At 66.4% G+C, this 17,470-nt stretch carries 18 protein-coding genes; 11 read left to right on the forward strand and 7 right to left on the reverse strand.

What is annotated here, in order from left to right; all coding sequences use genetic code 11:
* Nucleotides 1–24 precede the first annotated feature (24 nt).
* From ppsA to WS49_RS14110, 3 genes are all read left to right on the forward strand, one after another.
* Entirely contained in the window at nt 25–2,424 is a 2,400-nt protein-coding gene (gene ppsA / locus WS49_RS14100) for a phosphoenolpyruvate synthase (protein ID WP_059529348.1), read from the forward strand.
* A 218-nt stretch (nt 2,425–2,642) separates the two neighbouring features.
* Nucleotides 2,643–3,077: an NfeD family protein gene (locus WS49_RS14105; protein ID WP_059529350.1), complete on the forward strand. Its 435-nt coding sequence runs from the start codon at nt 2,643–2,645 to the stop codon at nt 3,075–3,077.
* 33 nt (nt 3,078–3,110) lie between these two features.
* Nucleotides 3,111–4,046 carry an SPFH domain-containing protein gene (locus WS49_RS14110; RefSeq protein ID WP_059529353.1) on the forward strand — a complete coding sequence of 312 codons (936 nt, stop codon included), beginning with the start codon at nt 3,111–3,113 and terminating at the stop codon, nt 4,044–4,046.
* Between the two features lie 225 nt (nt 4,047–4,271).
* Here the strand turns inward: WS49_RS14110 and smpB are convergent, their stop codons facing one another.
* Complete coding sequence (gene smpB, locus WS49_RS14115) at nt 4,272–4,718, reverse strand: SsrA-binding protein SmpB (protein WP_050012888.1); 447 nt, start codon at nt 4,716–4,718, stop codon at nt 4,272–4,274.
* A 98-nt stretch (nt 4,719–4,816) separates the two neighbouring features.
* Here smpB and WS49_RS14120 point away from each other — a divergent pair, with 98 nt between their 5' ends.
* Nucleotides 4,817–5,254, forward strand: a complete 438-nt coding sequence (locus tag WS49_RS14120) for a type II toxin-antitoxin system RatA family toxin (protein WP_059529356.1) — start codon at nt 4,817–4,819, stop codon at nt 5,252–5,254.
* A 4-nt stretch (nt 5,255–5,258) separates the two neighbouring features.
* Nucleotides 5,259–5,582 (forward strand): RnfH family protein, encoded by a 324-nt coding sequence (locus tag WS49_RS14125; RefSeq protein ID WP_059450006.1) that lies wholly within the window; start codon nt 5,259–5,261, stop codon nt 5,580–5,582.
* Between the two features lie 64 nt (nt 5,583–5,646).
* Here the strand turns inward: WS49_RS14125 and WS49_RS14130 are convergent, their stop codons facing one another.
* The 3 genes from WS49_RS14130 to WS49_RS14140 form a co-directional block, all read right to left on the reverse strand.
* On the reverse strand, nt 5,647–6,630 hold the full coding sequence (locus WS49_RS14130) for a DMT family transporter (RefSeq protein ID WP_059529358.1): 984 nt from the start codon (nt 6,628–6,630) through the stop codon (nt 5,647–5,649).
* A 182-nt stretch (nt 6,631–6,812) separates the two neighbouring features.
* Entirely contained in the window at nt 6,813–7,496 is a 684-nt protein-coding gene (locus WS49_RS14135) for a Vgb family protein (RefSeq protein ID WP_059529361.1), read from the reverse strand.
* Between the two features lie 30 nt (nt 7,497–7,526).
* On the reverse strand, nt 7,527–8,747 hold the full coding sequence (locus WS49_RS14140) for a hypothetical protein (protein ID WP_059529364.1): 1,221 nt from the start codon (nt 8,745–8,747) through the stop codon (nt 7,527–7,529).
* 113 nt (nt 8,748–8,860) lie between these two features.
* On the opposite strand from WS49_RS14140, the gene WS49_RS14145 reads away from it, so the two are divergent.
* The 5 genes from WS49_RS14145 to guaA all read left to right on the forward strand — a co-directional run bounded on the left by WS49_RS14145 (nt 8,861) and on the right by guaA (nt 14,541).
* Nucleotides 8,861–9,625, forward strand: a complete 765-nt coding sequence (locus tag WS49_RS14145) for a DUF899 domain-containing protein (protein WP_059529368.1) — start codon at nt 8,861–8,863, stop codon at nt 9,623–9,625.
* Nucleotides 9,626–9,655: 30 nt separating this feature from the next.
* Nucleotides 9,656–10,483, forward strand: coding sequence for a DUF2182 domain-containing protein (locus WS49_RS14150; protein ID WP_059529372.1), 828 nt, complete (start codon nt 9,656–9,658; stop codon nt 10,481–10,483).
* Nucleotides 10,484–10,759: 276 nt separating this feature from the next.
* Nucleotides 10,760–12,220 (forward strand): IMP dehydrogenase, encoded by a 1,461-nt coding sequence (gene guaB, locus WS49_RS14155; protein ID WP_059464274.1) that lies wholly within the window; start codon nt 10,760–10,762, stop codon nt 12,218–12,220.
* A gap of 6 nt (nt 12,221–12,226) precedes the next feature.
* On the forward strand, nt 12,227–12,814 hold the full coding sequence (locus tag WS49_RS14160) for a hypothetical protein (protein ID WP_059529375.1): 588 nt from the start codon (nt 12,227–12,229) through the stop codon (nt 12,812–12,814).
* A gap of 107 nt (nt 12,815–12,921) precedes the next feature.
* On the forward strand, nt 12,922–14,541 hold the full coding sequence (gene guaA / locus WS49_RS14165; RefSeq protein WP_059529378.1) for a glutamine-hydrolyzing GMP synthase: 1,620 nt from the start codon (nt 12,922–12,924) through the stop codon (nt 14,539–14,541).
* 81 nt (nt 14,542–14,622) lie between these two features.
* Here the strand turns inward: guaA and WS49_RS35635 are convergent, their stop codons facing one another.
* Nucleotides 14,623–14,784, reverse strand: a complete 162-nt coding sequence (locus WS49_RS35635; protein WP_179949252.1) for a hypothetical protein — start codon at nt 14,782–14,784, stop codon at nt 14,623–14,625.
* Between the two features lie 57 nt (nt 14,785–14,841).
* Between WS49_RS35635 and WS49_RS14170 the strand changes: the two genes are divergently transcribed.
* Complete coding sequence (locus tag WS49_RS14170; RefSeq protein ID WP_059529381.1) at nt 14,842–16,098, forward strand: tyrosine-type recombinase/integrase; 1,257 nt, start codon at nt 14,842–14,844, stop codon at nt 16,096–16,098.
* Nucleotides 16,099–16,216: 118 nt separating this feature from the next.
* Here WS49_RS14170 and WS49_RS14175 read toward each other — a convergent pair whose 3' ends face one another.
* Nucleotides 16,217–16,600, reverse strand: coding sequence for a helix-turn-helix transcriptional regulator (locus WS49_RS14175; RefSeq protein WP_059529386.1), 384 nt, complete (start codon nt 16,598–16,600; stop codon nt 16,217–16,219).
* Nucleotides 16,601–16,715: 115 nt separating this feature from the next.
* Complete coding sequence (qatD, locus tag WS49_RS14180; protein WP_059529390.1) at nt 16,716–17,465, reverse strand: Qat anti-phage system TatD family nuclease QatD; 750 nt, start codon at nt 17,463–17,465, stop codon at nt 16,716–16,718.
* Between the last annotated feature and the right edge of the window lie 5 nt (nt 17,466–17,470).

Genomic DNA, 17,470 nt, shown 5'->3' on the forward strand with positions numbered 1-17,470 from the left:
TTTTTTTCACACTTAGGGGCTTGTATGACTAACGCAGCAAACGTCGCAAAGGACCAGGCGTATGTAATCCCGTTCGAGCAGTTGCGGATGACCGATGTGGAGATCGTGGGCGGCAAGAATGCGTCGCTCGGCGAGATGATCAGCCAGCTTTCCGAAGCAGGCGTTCGCGTACCCACCGGTTTCGCCACGACCGCGCTCGCATTCCGTGATTTCCTCAAGCACAACGATCTGACCGATCGCATCGCCAAGCGTCTCGAGTCGCTCGACATCGACGACGTGAAGGCGCTCGCCGAAGCCGGTGCCGAAATCCGCAAGTGGATCGTCGATGCGCCGCTGCAGGCACGTCTCGAGCAGGAAATCCGCGCACAGTTCGAAATCCTGAAGAACGGCTCGCCGGGCGAGCTGTCGTTCGCCGTGCGTTCGTCCGCGACCGCGGAAGACCTGCCCGACGCGTCGTTCGCCGGCCAGCAGGAGTCGTACCTGAACGTCGTCGGCATCGACGACGTGCTCGACCGCATGAAGCACGTGTTCGCGTCGCTGTACAACGACCGCGCGATCTCGTACCGCGTGCACAAGGGCTTCACGCACGCGGAAGTCGCGCTGTCGGCCGGCGTGCAGCGCATGGTCCGCTCGGACGTCGGCGCGGCCGGCGTGATGTTCACGATCGACACCGAATCGGGCTTCAAGGACGCCGTGTTCATCACGTCGAGCTATGGCCTGGGCGAAACCGTCGTGCAGGGCGCCGTGAACCCGGACGAGTTCTACGTGTTCAAGACGACGCTCGCGCAGGACAAGTACCCGATCATCCGCCGCTCGATCGGCTCGAAGCTGATCAAGATGGAATTCACGCAGCCGGGCGAGCCGGGCCGCGTGAAGACGGTCGACGTGCCGCACGAGCAGCGTAACCGCTACTCGATCACCGACGAAGACGTGATCGAGCTGGCGAAGTACGCGGTCATCATTGAGAAGCACTACCAGCGTCCGATGGACATCGAGTGGGGCAAGGACGGCCGCGACGGCAAGATCTTCATCCTGCAGGCGCGTCCGGAAACGGTGAAGAGCCAGGCGACCGGCAAGGCCGAGCAGCGCTTCAAGCTGAAGGGCCAGTCGCAGGTGCTGGCGACGGGTCGTGCGATCGGCCAGAAGATCGGCGCGGGCCCCGTGCGCGTGATCCAGGATCCGTCGGAAATGGAACGCGTGCAGCCGGGCGACGTGCTGGTGGCCGACATGACCGACCCGAACTGGGAGCCGGTGATGAAGCGTGCGGCGGCGATCGTCACGAACCGTGGCGGCCGGACCTGCCACGCGGCGATCATCGCGCGTGAGCTCGGCGTGCCGGCAGTCGTCGGCTGCGGCGACGCGACCGACATTCTGAAGGACGGCGCGCTCGTCACGGTGTCGTGCGCGGAAGGCGACGAAGGCAAGATCTACGACGGGCTGCTCGAGACGGAAGTCACGGAAGTGCAGCGCGGCGAGCTGCCGGAAATCCCGGTCAAGATCATGATGAACGTCGGCAACCCGCAGCTCGCGTTCGACTTCTCGCAACTGCCGAACGGTGGTGTTGGCCTCGCGCGTCTCGAGTTCATCATCAACAACAACATCGGCGTGCACCCGAAGGCGATCCTCGAGTACCCGAACATCGACCAGGATCTGAAGAAGGCGGTCGAGAGCGTCGCGCGCGGCCACGCGTCGCCGCGCCAGTTCTACGTCGACAAGCTGACGGAAGGCGTCGCGACGATCGCCGCGGCGTTCTATCCGAAGCCCGTGATCGTGCGTCTGTCCGACTTCAAGTCGAACGAGTACAAGAAGCTGATCGGCGGTTCGCGCTACGAGCCGGACGAGGAAAACCCGATGCTGGGCTTCCGCGGCGCGTCGCGCTACATCGCCGAAGATTTCGCGCAGGCGTTCGAGATGGAGTGCCGTGCGCTGAAGCGCGTGCGCGACGAGATGGGCCTGACCAACGTCGAGATCATGGTGCCGTTCGTGCGGACCGTGAAGCAGGCGGAGCGCGTCGTCGGCCTGCTCGAGAAGTTCGGCCTGAAGCGTGGCGAGAACGGCCTGCGCCTCGTGATGATGTGTGAAGTTCCGACCAACGCGATCCTTGCCGAAGAGTTCCTCGAGCACTTCGACGGTTTCTCGATCGGTTCGAACGACCTCACGCAGCTCACGCTCGGCCTCGACCGCGACTCGGGCATGGAACTGCTGGCCGTCGACTTCGACGAACGTGACCCGGCCGTCAAGTTCCTGCTCAAGCGGGCGATCGATACCTGCCGCAAGATGGGCAAGTACGTCGGCATCTGCGGTCAGGGCCCGTCCGATCACCCGGACTTCGCGCAATGGCTGACCGACGAAGGCATCGTGTCGATCTCGCTGAACCCGGACACGATCATCGATACGTGGCAGGCGCTCGCCAACCGGAAGTAACGGTCGGTAATGGCCGTTCGGCGCAAGTGCGGTACCGTCGCGCTTGCGCTGAAGGCAAAATGCAAGGTTCGTGTTATAAACACCCCGGTAAGCACCGGGGTGTTTTTGTTTGTCGGTACGTAACGGGGTGACCCGGCCGACCCGGGCGTGCCGGTCGCGTCCGCTTGCGGCTGCGAAGAATATAGTGAGCGTACGGGACCGTTTTTCTGGAGACCACAATGATGTCGGGGCATCTGTTCTGGTGGGTCGCGGTGGGTGTGCTGGTCGTGGCCGAGTTGCTCACGGGCACGTTCTACCTGCTGATGATTGCGCTCGGTTTTCTCGCGGGCGGATTGCTGCAACTGGCCGGTTTCGCGCCGCACGTGCAGTTTGGCGTGGCCGCCGTGGTCGCGATCATCGCGATGATCGTGCTGCGCCGCTCGGGGCTCGGGCGCAAGCAGAAGCGCGACACGTCGACGAATCCCGACGTCAATCTCGATATCGGCTCGACCGTCACGGTCGACGCGTGGCATGACGGCCGCGCGCGCGTGCAATATCGCGGCGCCGACTGGGACGTCGAACTCGCGCACGGCGAGCGCGACGATGTGCGCGTGTATCAGGTGCGCGCCGTGCGCGGCAACTGTCTCGTGGTCGTAGCGAAACCCGCGGGCTGATCGTCCGCTGATACAACAAGGAGAGAACATTTCATGGATTCGCTGATCATCTGGGTCGTCCTGCTCGTCATCGCTATCGTGATCGTGTCGAAGACGGTGAAGATCGTGCCGCAGCAGCATGCGTGGGTGCTCGAACGCTTCGGGCGCTATCACGCGACGCTGTCGCCCGGTCTCAATATCGTGCTGCCGTTCGTCGACCGGATCGCCTACCGGCACGTGCTGAAGGAAATTCCACTCGACGTGCCGAGCCAGGTCTGCATCACGCGCGACAACACGCAACTGCAGGTCGACGGCGTGCTGTACTTCCAGGTGACCGATCCGATGAAGGCGTCGTACGGATCGAGCAACTTCGTGCTCGCGATCACGCAGCTCGCGCAGACGACGCTACGGTCGGTGGTCGGCAAGCTCGAGCTCGACAAGACCTTCGAGGAACGCGACTTCATCAACCACAACATCGTGTCGGCGCTCGACCAGGCTGCCGCGAACTGGGGTGTGAAAGTGCTGCGTTACGAGATCAAGGACCTGACGCCGCCGAAGGAAATCCTGCACGCGATGCAGGCACAGATCACCGCCGAGCGGGAAAAGCGCGCGCTGATCGCCGCATCCGAAGGCCGCAAGCAGGAGCAGATCAACCTCGCGTCGGGCGCGCGCGAGGCGGCGATCCAGAAGTCGGAAGGCGAGCGGCAGGCCGCGATCAACCAGGCGCAGGGCGAGGCGGCCGCGATTCTCGCGGTGGCAGAGGCGAACGCGCAGGCCATCCAGAAGATCGCGAACGCGATCCAGTCGCAGGGCGGGATGGATGCCGTGAACCTGAAGGTCGCCGAGCAGTACGTCGGCGCGTTCTCGAACCTCGCGAAACAGGGCAATACGCTGATCGTGCCGGCGAACCTGTCGGATCTCGGCACCGCGATCGCATCGGCGCTGACGATCGTCAAGAACGCGACGCCCGCCGCGGTCGGAAAGGGTTGAGCGCACGCGCGGCTCGGTGAGCCGTCCGGCCGTTGCGTGCGGCCGGCGTGCGGCGAATCGTCGCGCCATGGAATTGCGATGCTGCTCGCATGACGATAAGCAGCGCAGGGGTTCATCAGGAACCGTGAGCGGCTGCTCGATCGGCGCATCGACGCATCGCGGCTCACAAAAGCACACGGCCCGCTTCGAGCGGGCCGTGTCGTTTGCGATGCGGGATGTTGCGCGTCAGGTACCGGCGCGCATGATGCGGGCCTTTTCGCGCTCCCAGTCGCGTTTCTTCTCGGTTTCGCGCTTGTCGTGCAGCTTCTTGCCCTTCGCGAGCGCGATGTCGCATTTCACGCGACCGCCCTTGTAGTGGAAGTTCAGCGGCACGAGCGTGTAGCCGCGCTGCTCGACCTTGCCGATCAGTTTCTTGATTTCGTCGCGATGCAGCAGCAGCTTGCGCGTGCGGACCGGATCGGGCTTGATGTGCGTCGAGGCTTCGGGCAGCGGGCTGATGTGGGTGCCGATCAGGAAGATCTCGGCGTTCTTGACCACGACGTAGCCTTCCTTGATCTGGCCGCGCCCGGCGCGCAGCGCCTTGACTTCCCAGCCCTCGAGCACGAGCCCCGCCTCGTAGCGTTCCTCGATGTGATAATCGAAGTGCGCTTTCCTGTTGTCGATGATGCTCATGAAAGGATCGGGCCAACTCGTTTAAAATCACAATTTTAGCAAAGCGGGGCGGGAATCGCCCGGCTTGCGTTCTTACCTCGAGCGATGCCGCGCGATTTATGGCAGATGTCCAGAAAACCGTATTGATCCGTCATTCGGCGGAACAGATGTTCGACCTCGTCACCGACGTGGCCGATTACCCCAATTTCCTGCCCTGGTGCGGCGGCGTCGAGATTCGCCGTCAGGACGACAGCGGGATGGAAGCGCGCATCGACATCAACTTCAAGGGCATCAAGCAGCATTTCGCGACGCGCAACACGCAGCAGCGCCCGACACGGATCGACATGGAGTTCGCGGACGGCCCGTTCCGGAAGTTCACGGGTTCGTGGCGCTTCATCCCGCTGCGCTCCGACGCATGCAAGATCGAATTTGCGCTGCACTACGAGTTCTCGAGCATCCTGCTCGAGAAGATCATCGGGCCGGTGTTCAGCCATATCGCGAACACGTTCGTCGATTCGTTCGTCAAGCGCGCCGACCAGCGCTACGGGAAGGGGTGACGCGATGCTGTCGATCGAAGTCTGTTACGCGCTGCCGGATCGCCAGACGCTGATTCCGGTGTCGCTGCCCGAAGGCGCGACCGTGCGCGCGGCCATCGACGCGAGCGGCGTGCTCGCGCTGCACCCGGAAATCGACCTCGCGCACGCAAAAACCGGCGTGTTCGGCAAGCTCGCGCCGCTCGACGCGCCGCTTGCCGATCATGATCGTGTCGAGATCTACCGCCCGTTGATCGTCGATCCGAAGCTCGCGCGCCAGCGGCGCGTGGACAAGACCCGCCGCGAGGGCTCCATCGAGGGCCGCAAGTGGATGCACAAGGACGCGCGCTGACGCGTCGCGCCAGCATCGCTCCATTTCCTTTTGTCCCGATTCGTCAGACCAGGCTCGCACGCGCTCAGTGGGCCGTGATGTTCGCGTTCGCGGCTGCACGGCCGGGCGTGTCGCCGCTCGCGTGCGTGTCGCCGTGCCGGCGCACCGACCCGTACACGCCCGCCAGCAGCAGCGCGAGCGCCGCGATCTCGAGCACGCGCGGCATCCGGTGGTCGTAGACGAATGCGTAGAGCATCGCGAACACGGTCTCGAACACGATCAGCTGGCCGGACAGCGTGAGCGGCAGCCGCTTCGATGCAGCGTTCCACAGTCCGTTGCCGAGCCACGACGCGCCGATCGCGAGCGCGAGGTTCAGCAGCCAGAACAGTTGCCAGCGCGATGCCGGGACTGCCGCCTGGACCGTGCCGGCCGGCAGCGCGAGGATCGCGAGCCAGCAGAGGCCGCCGATCAGGCCCGTCACTACACCCCACAGCACCGACCATTCGTTGCCGCCGAAATGATGGTGGCGCTGCAGGTAGCGCGTGTTCGCGACCGCGTACCAGGTCCAGCTCGCGAGCGCGCCGGTTGCGCACGCGATGCCGGCGAGCTTCTGGCCGAGCGTCGTCGCATGCGCGGCTTCCGATGTGAACAGGTCGACGTTGATGCAGACGATGCCGGCGATCACCAGCGCGAGCGGGGCGACGAGGCGCCGCAGCGGCATCGCGCCTTGGTCGCCGAGGCCGGCGAGCGTGACGGTCACGGGCAGCACGCCGACGATCAGCGAGCTGGGCGCGATGCCGATCAGGTGCACGGCGCCGGACAGCAGCATGTAGTACGCGACGTTGCCGATCAGCGCGAGCTTCGCGAGCGCGACGAGATCCTCGCGCGTCAGCCGCACGAGCAGCGAACGGGCGGCCGGCAGTGCCGCCGCCAGCGACACGAGGCCGTACATCGCGTAGCGGCCCGCGCTCAGCAGCAGCGGCGAGAAGTCCGTCATCAGCCGCGGCACGAGAAAGACCATCCCCCACAACGCGCCCGCAAGGACGCCATACACCACACCGCGCTGCATCGACTGCTCCGAACGAATGACTGACGAGCGCGCATCTTAACGACGGCGGCGCGACAGCGTCTTGTTCATTCCTGCACTCGCGGAGCGGGCGAAATTCGGGATCGGCCGGGAGCGCCATCGCGATTCGTTCCGGCGTTGACCGGGGATGGCGGCGGGCCGGGTTGCCCGTCGATGATCGGCGATCAGCGCTCGACCGGCTCGGACGCCGCCGCACCGTCGCCCTCCGCGCGTGCTCGCGCAGGGCGCCGCACGGCGCGCAGCTTGCCGCTGTTGCCGCCGCCGCAGTAGAAGAGGTCGCGACCGTCGGATTCCAGCCCCGACACGCCGACACCGGGTGGCATGTCGACCTGTTCGAGCACCTGGCCGGTGCGTGGGTCGATCCGCCGCAGCGCGCTCTCGTCCGCTTCCCAGGTGCCGTGCCATAGCTCGCCGTCGACCCACGTCACGCCGGTGACGAAGCGGTTCGACTCGATCGTGCGCAGCACGGCGCCCGATTGCGGATCCACCTGATGAATCTTGCGCTCGCGGTACTGGCCGACCCACAGCGTACCTTCGGCCCACGCGAGCCCCGAATCCGCGCCGCCGCCGGGCGCGGGGATCGTCGCGAGCACGCGGCCCGAATCGGGATCGATCTTCTCGATGCGGTCCTCGACGATCTGGAACAGATGACGCCCGTCGAACGCGGTGCCTGCGTGCGCGGCGACGTCGAGTGCGCGCACGGTCGTGCCGCGTTCCGGGTCGAGCGCGTTCAGCTTGTCGCCGGACGCGAACCAGACGCGCTGGCCGTCGAACGTGACGCCGTGCACGCCGTCGACGCCCGGAAACGGGCCGTATTCGCGGAGGATGTCTGCGGTGGAGCGTTTCATGTCTGTCACCTCGTCGTTGGTGTGCCCATCCTAGTCGCCCGGCAGCGGTGCGGGGAGTAACAAGGTCGTCGCGAATCCGGGTAGCGGCGGCGTCATCCAGCGGCGCGCGCGACCGCGGCCGAGCGCCTGCACCTTGTCCGCTTCGGCGAGCGCGTCGAGTGCGCGCTGCACGGTGCGCTGGCTCGCGCCAAGCGCGAGCGCCAGCGCGGAGCTCGACCATGCCTCGCCGTCCGCGAGCAGCGCGAGCACGGCCGCATGGCGATCGTCGACCGGACGCGCGAGCACGACGGCCTCGCGTGGGCCGAGCGGCTCGAGCGCGAAGCCGCGCGGCGTCGCGGTGACGTTCGCGAGCGGGCGCAGCATCGCGCGCAAGCGGCCGATTTCGACGCGCAGGCGTGCGCGATGCGATTCGTCCGCGTGTCTCGCGCGAAACGCCGCGGCGACGAGCGCATTTCGCGACACGTCGCCGGGCCACGCCTCGCCCAGCGCGCGGGCGAGCACGAACAGCACCGGGCGGCGCGCGAGCGACACGGTCGTGCGTGCGTCGCGCACGGCGTGGCGGCATGCGTCGACGACCAGCGCATTCGATTCCAGCAGCGCCTCGACCTCGTCGAGCAGCACGAGCCGCGACGCACCGCGCACGATGAGCCGCGCGGCCGGCGTATCCAGCATGCGTGCGGCCGTCTCGATTTCGGCCGTCAGCGCGGCGATGCCGGCGTCCCGTGCGGCCGCGCGGGCACGGGCGAGTGCCGTGCGCGCGAAGTGCGGGCGGATGCGGCGCATCGCGATGCCGGCCGCGATCAGTTCGTGGGCCGCGCGCGATGCGGCCGGCAGTGGTGCGGGATCGAGGTTCGCGAGCTGCCGTTCGGCTTCGTCGACGTGCCCGATCAGCAGCAGTCGGCGCACGCCGAGATAGCGCGCATGCGCGGCGTTCGCGCGGTCGCCGTGTGCGTCGAGCGTCGCGCAGGCGGCTTCGAGGGCGCGCGACGGCCAGCCGAGGTCGCGGGACGCCAGCGCGATTTCGGCTTCCGCGACGACGCAGCGCGCCCGCGCGACCGCTTCCTTCGCGCCGAACGCGCGTGCCGCGCCGCGCACGAGCGCCCGCGCGCGCTCGAAATCGCCGAGCTGGGCCATCGCGATGCCGCGCAACGCGAGCGCCGGCGCGTCGTCGCGCAGTGCCACGCGGTTCAGCGCGCCGAGCGGGTCGCCCGCCGCGAGCGCCCGCGCGGCGGCCGTGATCAGCGAATCCATCCGAATCCCGACACAGTTGTCACTCCCTCCGGTCCGATGCCCGGCCCTAATCTAGCACCACGCACACGGCAGAGGCGCCGTGCCCGGATATCCATCGAAAGGAGGAACCTGCAATGACGAACCATCTCACCGGAACGCGCGCCGAATGGCTGACTGCGCGCCGCGCGCTGCTCGATGCGGAAAAGGCGTTGACGCGGCAAAGCGACGAACTCGCGCGGCGGCGCCAGGCACTGCCGTGGGTGCGCGTCGACAAGGCCTACCGGTTCGACACCGAGGACGGCCCGGCGACGCTCGACGACCTGTTCGGCGGCCGTTCGCAACTGCTCGTCTATCACTTCATGTTCGGCCCCGACTACAAGGCCGGCTGCCCGTCGTGCTCGGCGCTCGCCGACGGTTTCGACGGTTTTGCGGTCCACCTCGCGAACCACGACGTGACGCTCGCGGCGGTGTCGCGCGCGCCGCTCGCGAAGCTGCTCGCGTACCGGCAGCGGATGGGCTGGCACTTTCCGTGGGCGTCGTCCGACGGCGGCGAGTTCAATTTCGACTTCAACGTGTCGTTCACCGAAACGCAGCAACGCACCGGCGACGTCGAATACAACTATGCGCGGGCCGGTCACGCGATGGACATGGACCCGCCGCCGGCGGCCGTCGCCCAGTTCGCGGCGACCTGCGGCACCGACGCCGCCACGTATGCGCGCGACCGGCCCGGGATGAGTGCGTTCGTGCGCGAGGATGGCGTCGTCTATCACACGTATTCGACGTACGCACGCGGGCTCGACGGGCTGTGGGGGATGTATCAGTGGCTCGATCGTGCGCCGCTCGGGCGCAACGAGACGGGCGTGTGGTGGCGCCGCCATGACGAGTACGCGCGCGGCTGAGCGCGGGCCGGCGAGCGGCGGGAGCGGGCAATGAGCGCCACGACGAAACCGGCTGCGACCGGCGCGCCGGGCGGTGGCCGGCGGGCATTCGGCGCCGCGCTCGTCGCGGTATTTGGCGCCGGCGTCTGGGCGACGCTCGCGCAGCACGCATCGATGGACGCGATGGGCGGCATGCCGATGGCGGGCGGCTGGACGTTGTCGGCTGGATGGCTCCGGCCGTGCGGATGGCAGGCAGGGCGCGCGTTCGCCGCGTTCGCAGGCATGTGGGGCGCGATGACGGTGACGATGATGCTGCCGGTGCTGGCGCCGGTGCTCTGGCGATACCGGCGGAGCCTTGGCCCGTCGGGCGAGGCGCGCGTGGCGTGGTTGGTCGCGGTCGCGGGCGCCGGGTATTTCTGCGCATGGATGGCGCTCGGCGCGCTGGTGTTTCCAGGCGGCACCGCGCTGGCGGCGGTCGCCGCGCGGTTGCCCGCGCTCGCCGCCGCGATGCCGTTCGCGTCCGGCACGGTCGTGCTCGGCGCGGGCGTGCTGCAGTTGTCCGGCTGGAAGGCGCGCCGGCTCGCTTGCTGCCGGCATGCACCGGACGACGCATGTGCGCGGCGGGCGGGAGCCGCGGCCGCGGTTGCTTGGTGGTACGGCGTGCGAACCGCGCTACGTTGCGGCGCCTGCTGCGGGAACCTGATGGCCGTTGCTCTGGCAGCCGGCATGATGGATCTACGCGTGATGGCCGTCGTGACCGGGGCGATCGCCGCCGAGCGGCTGGCGCCGGGCGGCGAACGCGTTGCCCGGATCGTCGGCGGCGGCGCGATCGGTGTCGGCGCGGCGATGATTGCGCGCGCCGCGGCCGGGGTGGTCTAGTGCCGCCCGGGGGCGCATGGACGTGCCGAGCGGGGCTGGCCGAGGCCCCGCCGGCAGGGCCGCCGTCGCGCGGCCACGACATGCGATCGGCCCGATTCCGGCCGCCTGCGCGAATGGGTCGATGCGGGGGTGAAACGAAAGGCGATCGAAAACGAACCGAACGACGATCCGAACGATTCGGCCCCCGAACGCTTGAAAACGCCTAACCCGTTGTTCGTGTTGTGAAAATTCGCAGCGCTTCGCGTATAATTCGCTTTTGCGCCCATAGGATTTGCCATGCGTCTGATCCAAAAAGCACTCACTTTCGATGATGTGCTCCTCGTTCCCGCCTTCTCCGACGTTCTCCCGCGCGACACCAGCCTGAAGACCAAGCTGACCCGCAACATCTCCCTGAACATGCCGCTCGTGTCCGCCGCGATGGACACGGTCACCGAAGGTCGCCTCGCGATCGCGATGGCGCAGCAGGGTGGTGTGGGCATCGTCCACAAGAACCTCACGCCGGCCGAGCAGGCCCGCGAGGTCGCGAAGGTCAAGCGTTTCGAATCGGGCGTCGTGCGCGACCCGATCACGGTTCCGCCGCAGATGAAGGTGCGCGACGTGATCGCGCTGTCGCGTCAGCATGGCATCTCGGGCTTCCCGGTCGTGGAAGGCCCGCAACTCGTCGGCATCGTCACGAACCGCGACCTGCGTTTCGAATCGCGCCTCGACGAACCGGTCAAGTCGATCATGACGCCGCGCGAGCGCCTCGTCACGGTCAAGGAAGGCACGCCGCTCGCCGAAGCGAAGGCGCTGATGCACAGCCACCGCCTCGAGCGCGTGCTGGTCGTCAACGACGCGTTCGAACTGCGCGGCCTGATGACCGTCAAGGACATCACCAAGCAGACCGAACACCCGGATGCGTGCAAGGACGAACACGGCAAGCTGCGCGCCGGCGCGGCGGTCGGCGTCGGCCCGGACAACGAAGAGCGCGTCGAGCTGCTGGTGCAGGCCGGCGTCGACGTGATCGTCGTCGATACCGCGCACGGCCACAGCAAGGGCGTGCTCGAGCGCGTGCGCTGGGTCAAGCAGAACTTCCCGCACGTCGAGGTGATCGGCGGCAACATCGCGACGGCAGCCGCCGCGAAGGCGCTCGTCGAATACGGCGCGGACGCGGTCAAGGTCGGCATCGGTCCGGGCTCGATCTGCACGACGCGGATCGTCGCGGGCGTCGGCGTGCCGCAGATCAGCGCGATCGCGAACGTCGCGGAAGCGCTGAAGGGCACCGGCGTGCCGTGCATTGCCGACGGCGGCGTGCGTTTCTCGGGCGACGTGTCGAAGGCCCTCGCGGCCGGCGCGAACGCGGTGATGATGGGCAGCATGTTCGCGGGCACCGAAGAGGCGCCGGGCGACGTGTTCCTGTACCAGGGCCGCCAGTACAAGTCGTACCGCGGCATGGGTTCGGTCGGCGCGATGAAGGACGGCGCGGCAGACCGCTACTTCCAGGACAACTCGGCGAATATCGACAAGCTCGTGCCGGAAGGCATCGAAGGCCGCGTCGCATACAAGGGTTCGGTCAACGCGATCCTGTTCCAGCTGGTCGGCGGCGTGCGCGCGAGCATGGGCTACTGCGGCTGCCGCACGATCGACGAGCTGCACGACAAGGCCGAATTCGTCCAGATCACCGCGGCGGGCATGCGCGAGTCGCACGTGCATGACGTGCAGATCACGAAGGAAGCACCGAACTACCACGTGGACTGATCGCCGATGAAACCGTTGCTGCGAGCCGTGCTGATCGTCGATGCCGTGCTGCTGCTGGCGTTCGGCGTGCTGTTCGTGCTGACGCCCTGGCAGGCGCTGTTCAACGCGCTGCAGCTGGCGAACATCCAGCCGGCGATGCTCGGCCAGGCGTTCGGCATCGCGCTGCTCGGCCTCGCGTGGCTCGCGTTCCATGCGGCGGTCAACGGCGATCTCACGGCGCCCGTCGCGCGTGCGGTCGGCCATGTGAACTGGCTGATCGGCGTGCTGGCGGTGGTGTGGTCGTTCGGCACCGGCAATGGTCCCGCGCTCGCGGCCGCCGGCCGCGTGCTGTCGACGATGGCCGGTGTCGCGCTGATCGTGCTCGGTGTCGGCGGCGTACGCCTCGCCTCGGCCGTGCGGCGGCGCGAGAAGGCGCAGGCGCTCGAGGCCCGGGACGCGCAGCGTCCGGCCGCACCGGCGCCGGCCTCCGCTCCGCAGCAACGGGCCGAACCGGTCGTCGGCCGTCCGGCGGCCCCGTCGGCAGCCACGCCGGCCGCATCCGACCGATTGTCAGGCAGCGTCGCGTTCGACGCACGCCCGCCGTCGCAGGATTGACCGGCGATGCGTCGCGCGAGCCGCCTGCCGCCCGACGCCGTTGTCCATGCTATTGACGCAGCGCTTCATGCGCTGCTTTTCTTATTCTCTTCATCCTGTCCGCAGCCATGCACGACAAAATCCTGATTCTCGACTTCGGTTCGCAAGTCACCCAACTGATCGCGCGCCGCGTGCGCGAAGCGCACGTCTACTGCGAAATCCATCCGAACGACGTGTCCGACGACTTCGTCCGCGAGTTCGCGCCGAAGGCGGTGATCCTGTCGGGCAGCCATGCGAGCACGTACGAAGACCACCAGCTGCGTGCGCCGCAGGCCGTGTGGGATCTCGGCGTGCCGGTGCTCGGCATCTGCTACGGCATGCAGACGATGGCCGTGCAGCTCGGCGGCAAGGTCGAGTGGAGCGACCATCGCGAATTCGGTTACGCGGAAATGCGCGCGCACGGCCATACGCGCCTGTTCGACGGCATCGAGGATTTCAAGACGGCCGAAGGCCACGGGATGCTGAAGGTCTGGATGAGCCACGGCGACAAGGTTGCCGAGCTGCCGCCGGGCTTCGCGCTGATGGCGTCGACGCCGAGCTGCCCGATCGCCGGCATGGCCGACGAGGCGCGCGGCTACTACGCGGTGCAGTTCCACCCGGAAGTCACGCACACGGTGAAGGGCCGCCAGATCATCGAACGCTTCGTGCTGCAGATCGCCGGCGCGAAGCCCGACTGGATCATGAAGAACCACATCGAGGAAGCCGTTGCGAAGATCCGCGAGCAGGTCGGTGACGAGGAAGTGATTCTCGGCCTGTCGGGCGGGGTGGATTCGAGCGTCGCGGCGGCGCTGATTCATCGCGCGATCGGCGACCAGCTCACCTGCGTGTTCGTCGACCACGGCCTGCTGCGCCTGAACGAAGGCAAGATGGTGCTCGACATGTTCGAGGGCCGCCTGCATGCGAAGGTCGTGCACGTCGACGCGTCCGAGCAGTTCCTCGGCCATCTGGCCGGCGTGACCGATCCGGAAGCGAAGCGCAAGATCATCGGCCGCGAGTTCGTCGAAGTGTTCCAGGCGGAAGCGAAGAAGCTGTCGAAGGCGAAGTGGCTCGCACAGGGCACGATCTATCCGGACGTGGTCGAGTCGGGCGGCACGAAGACGAAGAAGGCGACGACGATCAAGAGCCACCACAACGTCGGCGGCCTGCCGGAAACGCTCGGCCTGAAGCTGCTCGAGCCGCTGCGCGACCTGTTCAAGGACGAAGTGCGCGAACTGGGCGTCGCGCTCGGCCTGCCGCCGGAGATGGTGTACCGCCATCCGTTCCCGGGCCCGGGCCTCGGCGTGCGGATTCTCGGCGAAGTGAAGCGCGAATACGCGGACCTGCTGCGTCGCGCGGATGCGATCTTCATCGAGGAACTGCGCGGCACGACCGCCACCGCGCAGGACGCGGCAGCGGGCCTGTGCGGCGAGGCCGACGTCGGCAAGACCTGGTACGACCTGACGAGCCAGGCGTTCGCGGTGTTCCTGCCGGTGAAGTCGGTCGGCGTGATGGGCGATGGCCGCACGTACGACTACGTGACGTCGCTGCGCGCGGTGCAGACCACCGACTTCATGACCGCGCACTGGGCGCACCTGCCGTACGCGCTGCTCGGCCGCGCGTCGAACCGGATCATCAACGAGGTGCGCGGGATCAACCGCGTGGTGTACGACATCTCGGGCAAGCCGCCGGCGACGATCGAGTGGGAGTGAATTGACGTCCTTCGGGGACTATCGCCTGCTATCGAAAAACTGCTGTAACGTGTTGATTTAGAAGAAAATACGTTGCGGCATCTATCGGTAGCTATCGTCGGCCAGCGGAACAGGTTGGCGGTAGAAGTGGCGGTAAGAACTGGAGGCCGGATTAAGACCGTCCCGTTCACTATTCAGACCAAAGCCGTCTTTGACGGTAAAAGTCTTCTCGGGAAAGCTGGTTTTATGCGGCTTTCCGAGCATCAGCAGGTCTCCTGGCCCCTGACGGTAAAAGCCGTCAAAAACAGGAGAAGAACCTCGATGCTCACCGACACCGCACTGCGCAACCTCAAGCCTAAGTCCAAGACTTATAAGGCTTCCGACCGTGATGGGATGTACGTGACGGTATCGCCTACCGGTACCGTCACCTTCCGCTACGATTACCGTCTCAATGGCCGCCGTGAGACGCTCACCATCGGCCGCTATGGGCCTGCGGGCGTCTCGCTGGCGCTGGCCCGCGAAAAGCTGATTGACGCTAAGAAGGCCGTCGCCCAAGGCAAGTCCCCGGCGCTGGAGAAGCAGCGCGAGAAGCGCCGGCTGACCGCCGCCAAGACCTTTGGCGAGGTGACCGAGAAGTGGCTGGCGGGCGCCCGGATGGCCGACAGCACGAAGGCGATGCGTAAGAGCATCGTTGATCGCGACATCCTGCCGGCCTTCGAGAACCGGCAGCTCAATGAAATCACTGCCGATGACCTGCGCGCCTTGTGCAACAAGGTGAAGGCGCGCGGTGCGCCCGCCACGGCGGTGCATATCCGCGACATCGTGAAGCAGGTCTATGCCTTCGCCATCTTGCACGGCGAGAAGGTGGACAACCCCGCCGCCGCCGTGGGTGCCGCGTCGATTGCGACTTTCGTGCCGAAGGATCGTGCCTTGTCGCCGTTGGAGATCCGCTTGATGGCACGGCAGATGGAATCGGTGGCCACCTATCCGACCATTCGGCTGGCGCTGCGCATGATCCTGCTGACGCTGGTGCGCAAGAGCGAACTGATCCAGGCCACGTGGGATGAGGTCGATTTCGAGAACGCGACCTGGACGATCCCGAAGCAGCGGATGAAGGGGCGAAACCCACATGTGGTCTATCTGTCGCGCCAGGCACTCGACATCTTCGTGGCGCTGCACACCTGTGCGGCTGGTTCCAAATTCGTGCTGCCATCGCGCTATGACGCCGACCGCTGCATGTCGAACGCGACCTTGAATCGGGTCACGCAGATCGTTGCGGAGCGAGCGAAGGCCGCAGGCCTGCCGCTGGAACCATTTACCGTCCACGACCTGCGCCGTACCGGCTCGACGTTGCTGAACGAAATCGGCTTTAACCGCGACTGGATCGAGAAATGCCTGGCACACGAGGACGGGCGTTCTTCGCGCTCGATCTACAACAAGGCCGAATATGCCGAGCAGCGGCGCCACATGCTGCAGGAGTGGGCCAACATGGTCGATGCCTGGATCGACGGGCAGACCTACGTGCCGAGGCTGATGCCGGAGAACGTGGTGGTACCCGCGTTGAGCGCAACTGCCTGACAGGGTGAAAGGGTGGCTGGGGGGCTGCAGGTCAACATGGCGAAGGAAGTCCGGTGGTTGCCGCCCCTTGTCGTCCAAGCATCTACAGCCGCGGTCGGATGAGCGCCCGCCCTCGTTTTCATTCCTCGCCCGAATCCGTCCGGACAGGGCGAGTTTTTCGCAGGTGGACATTCGGCTTCGAGGTGCCGGCGCGAGGGGTTTGCTTGCGCTGCTCGATCCACGCTTCCACTTCGGCCAGGTCCCACACGACGCAGCGCGGGGTCAGGTTGAAGCGACGTGGGAATTCGCCGCGGCGCTCCATTTCGTAGATCGTCGTTTCTGCCAAGGGGACGATCTGACGCAGATCCTTTCGGCGGATGGTTCGGCGGAAGGGAAGAGCGCTGCGTTTAGGGAACTGCGGCAACGACTCGTAGGCTTCTGTCCCCGGCAACGGGAGGGACTGATCGGCGTCGATGCCATCCGTGTTCAATGCTTGCGGTAGCTGTTTCACCTCGGACTCCATGAGTGTGCTGTATGGAGTCATGGTGAGGTTCAGTACCTATCGGAGACAACCCGCTAGAGCGTGTTGGGGAACACTCCAGCGGACGTAGAGTCCGCTCGGAGCGTTCCGCCTCCAGCTATCCGAGCAATGCTCGTAGGTTGTCGCGAACGAGGCTGGCCACGTCGCTCGCAGGTAGCCGATGCAAACGCCCCAGTTCCTCAACGACGCTTGCTACATCGGTCGGCTGTGAAGGTCTGTCGCCGGTGCGAGTGAAAGGACCATCGGTTTCCGTCAGCATCCGATCCAAGGGGATAGCCTGCACCATCGGTGCGTGCCTCTCATTGCCCAGCATTCCCGCGTTGATGGAGAAGTAGCAGCCCAACGCCAACGCGCGCTTCGCCTCGCTCTTTGTTCCCGTGAACCAGTGGAGAACGATTTTTCCGCGCTCGGGCGGTAGATTCGCTTCGACGAGATCGAGAACCGCCTTGGCCGATCTGATGCTGTGGACCGTAATGATCTTGTCACCGGCCTGCGCGCAACGCTGCAACACGTGCTGGAAAACACGCTTCTGTGCATCGAGCGACTTGAAGAACCGGGGGCCGGCGTCCAATCCGACTTCGCCAACATAGCGCGTCTCCGCGAGGTATCGATCCCACAGCTCGATCTCGCTTTCACGCTCCGCGACCAGTTGGGGGTGCAGCCCCAGCGCTGCGCGCACATGCTTCGTGCGCTGCGCGAGTTCGTGATTGCGGGGCCACGCGCGAGGTGTCGTCGTTACGGCCAGCGTGAACACGCCGGACGCCTCCGCATCCTGGACCGCCGCTGCATGGTCCGGGTAGAGGTCAAGATGGCAGTGGAAGTCCACGAGGCCCGCAGTGGCGATCATGCGCG

The sequence above is a fragment of the Burkholderia sp. RF7-non_BP4 genome (assembly GCF_001521935.1).
Lineage (GTDB): Bacteria > Pseudomonadota > Gammaproteobacteria > Burkholderiales > Burkholderiaceae > Burkholderia > Burkholderia diffusa.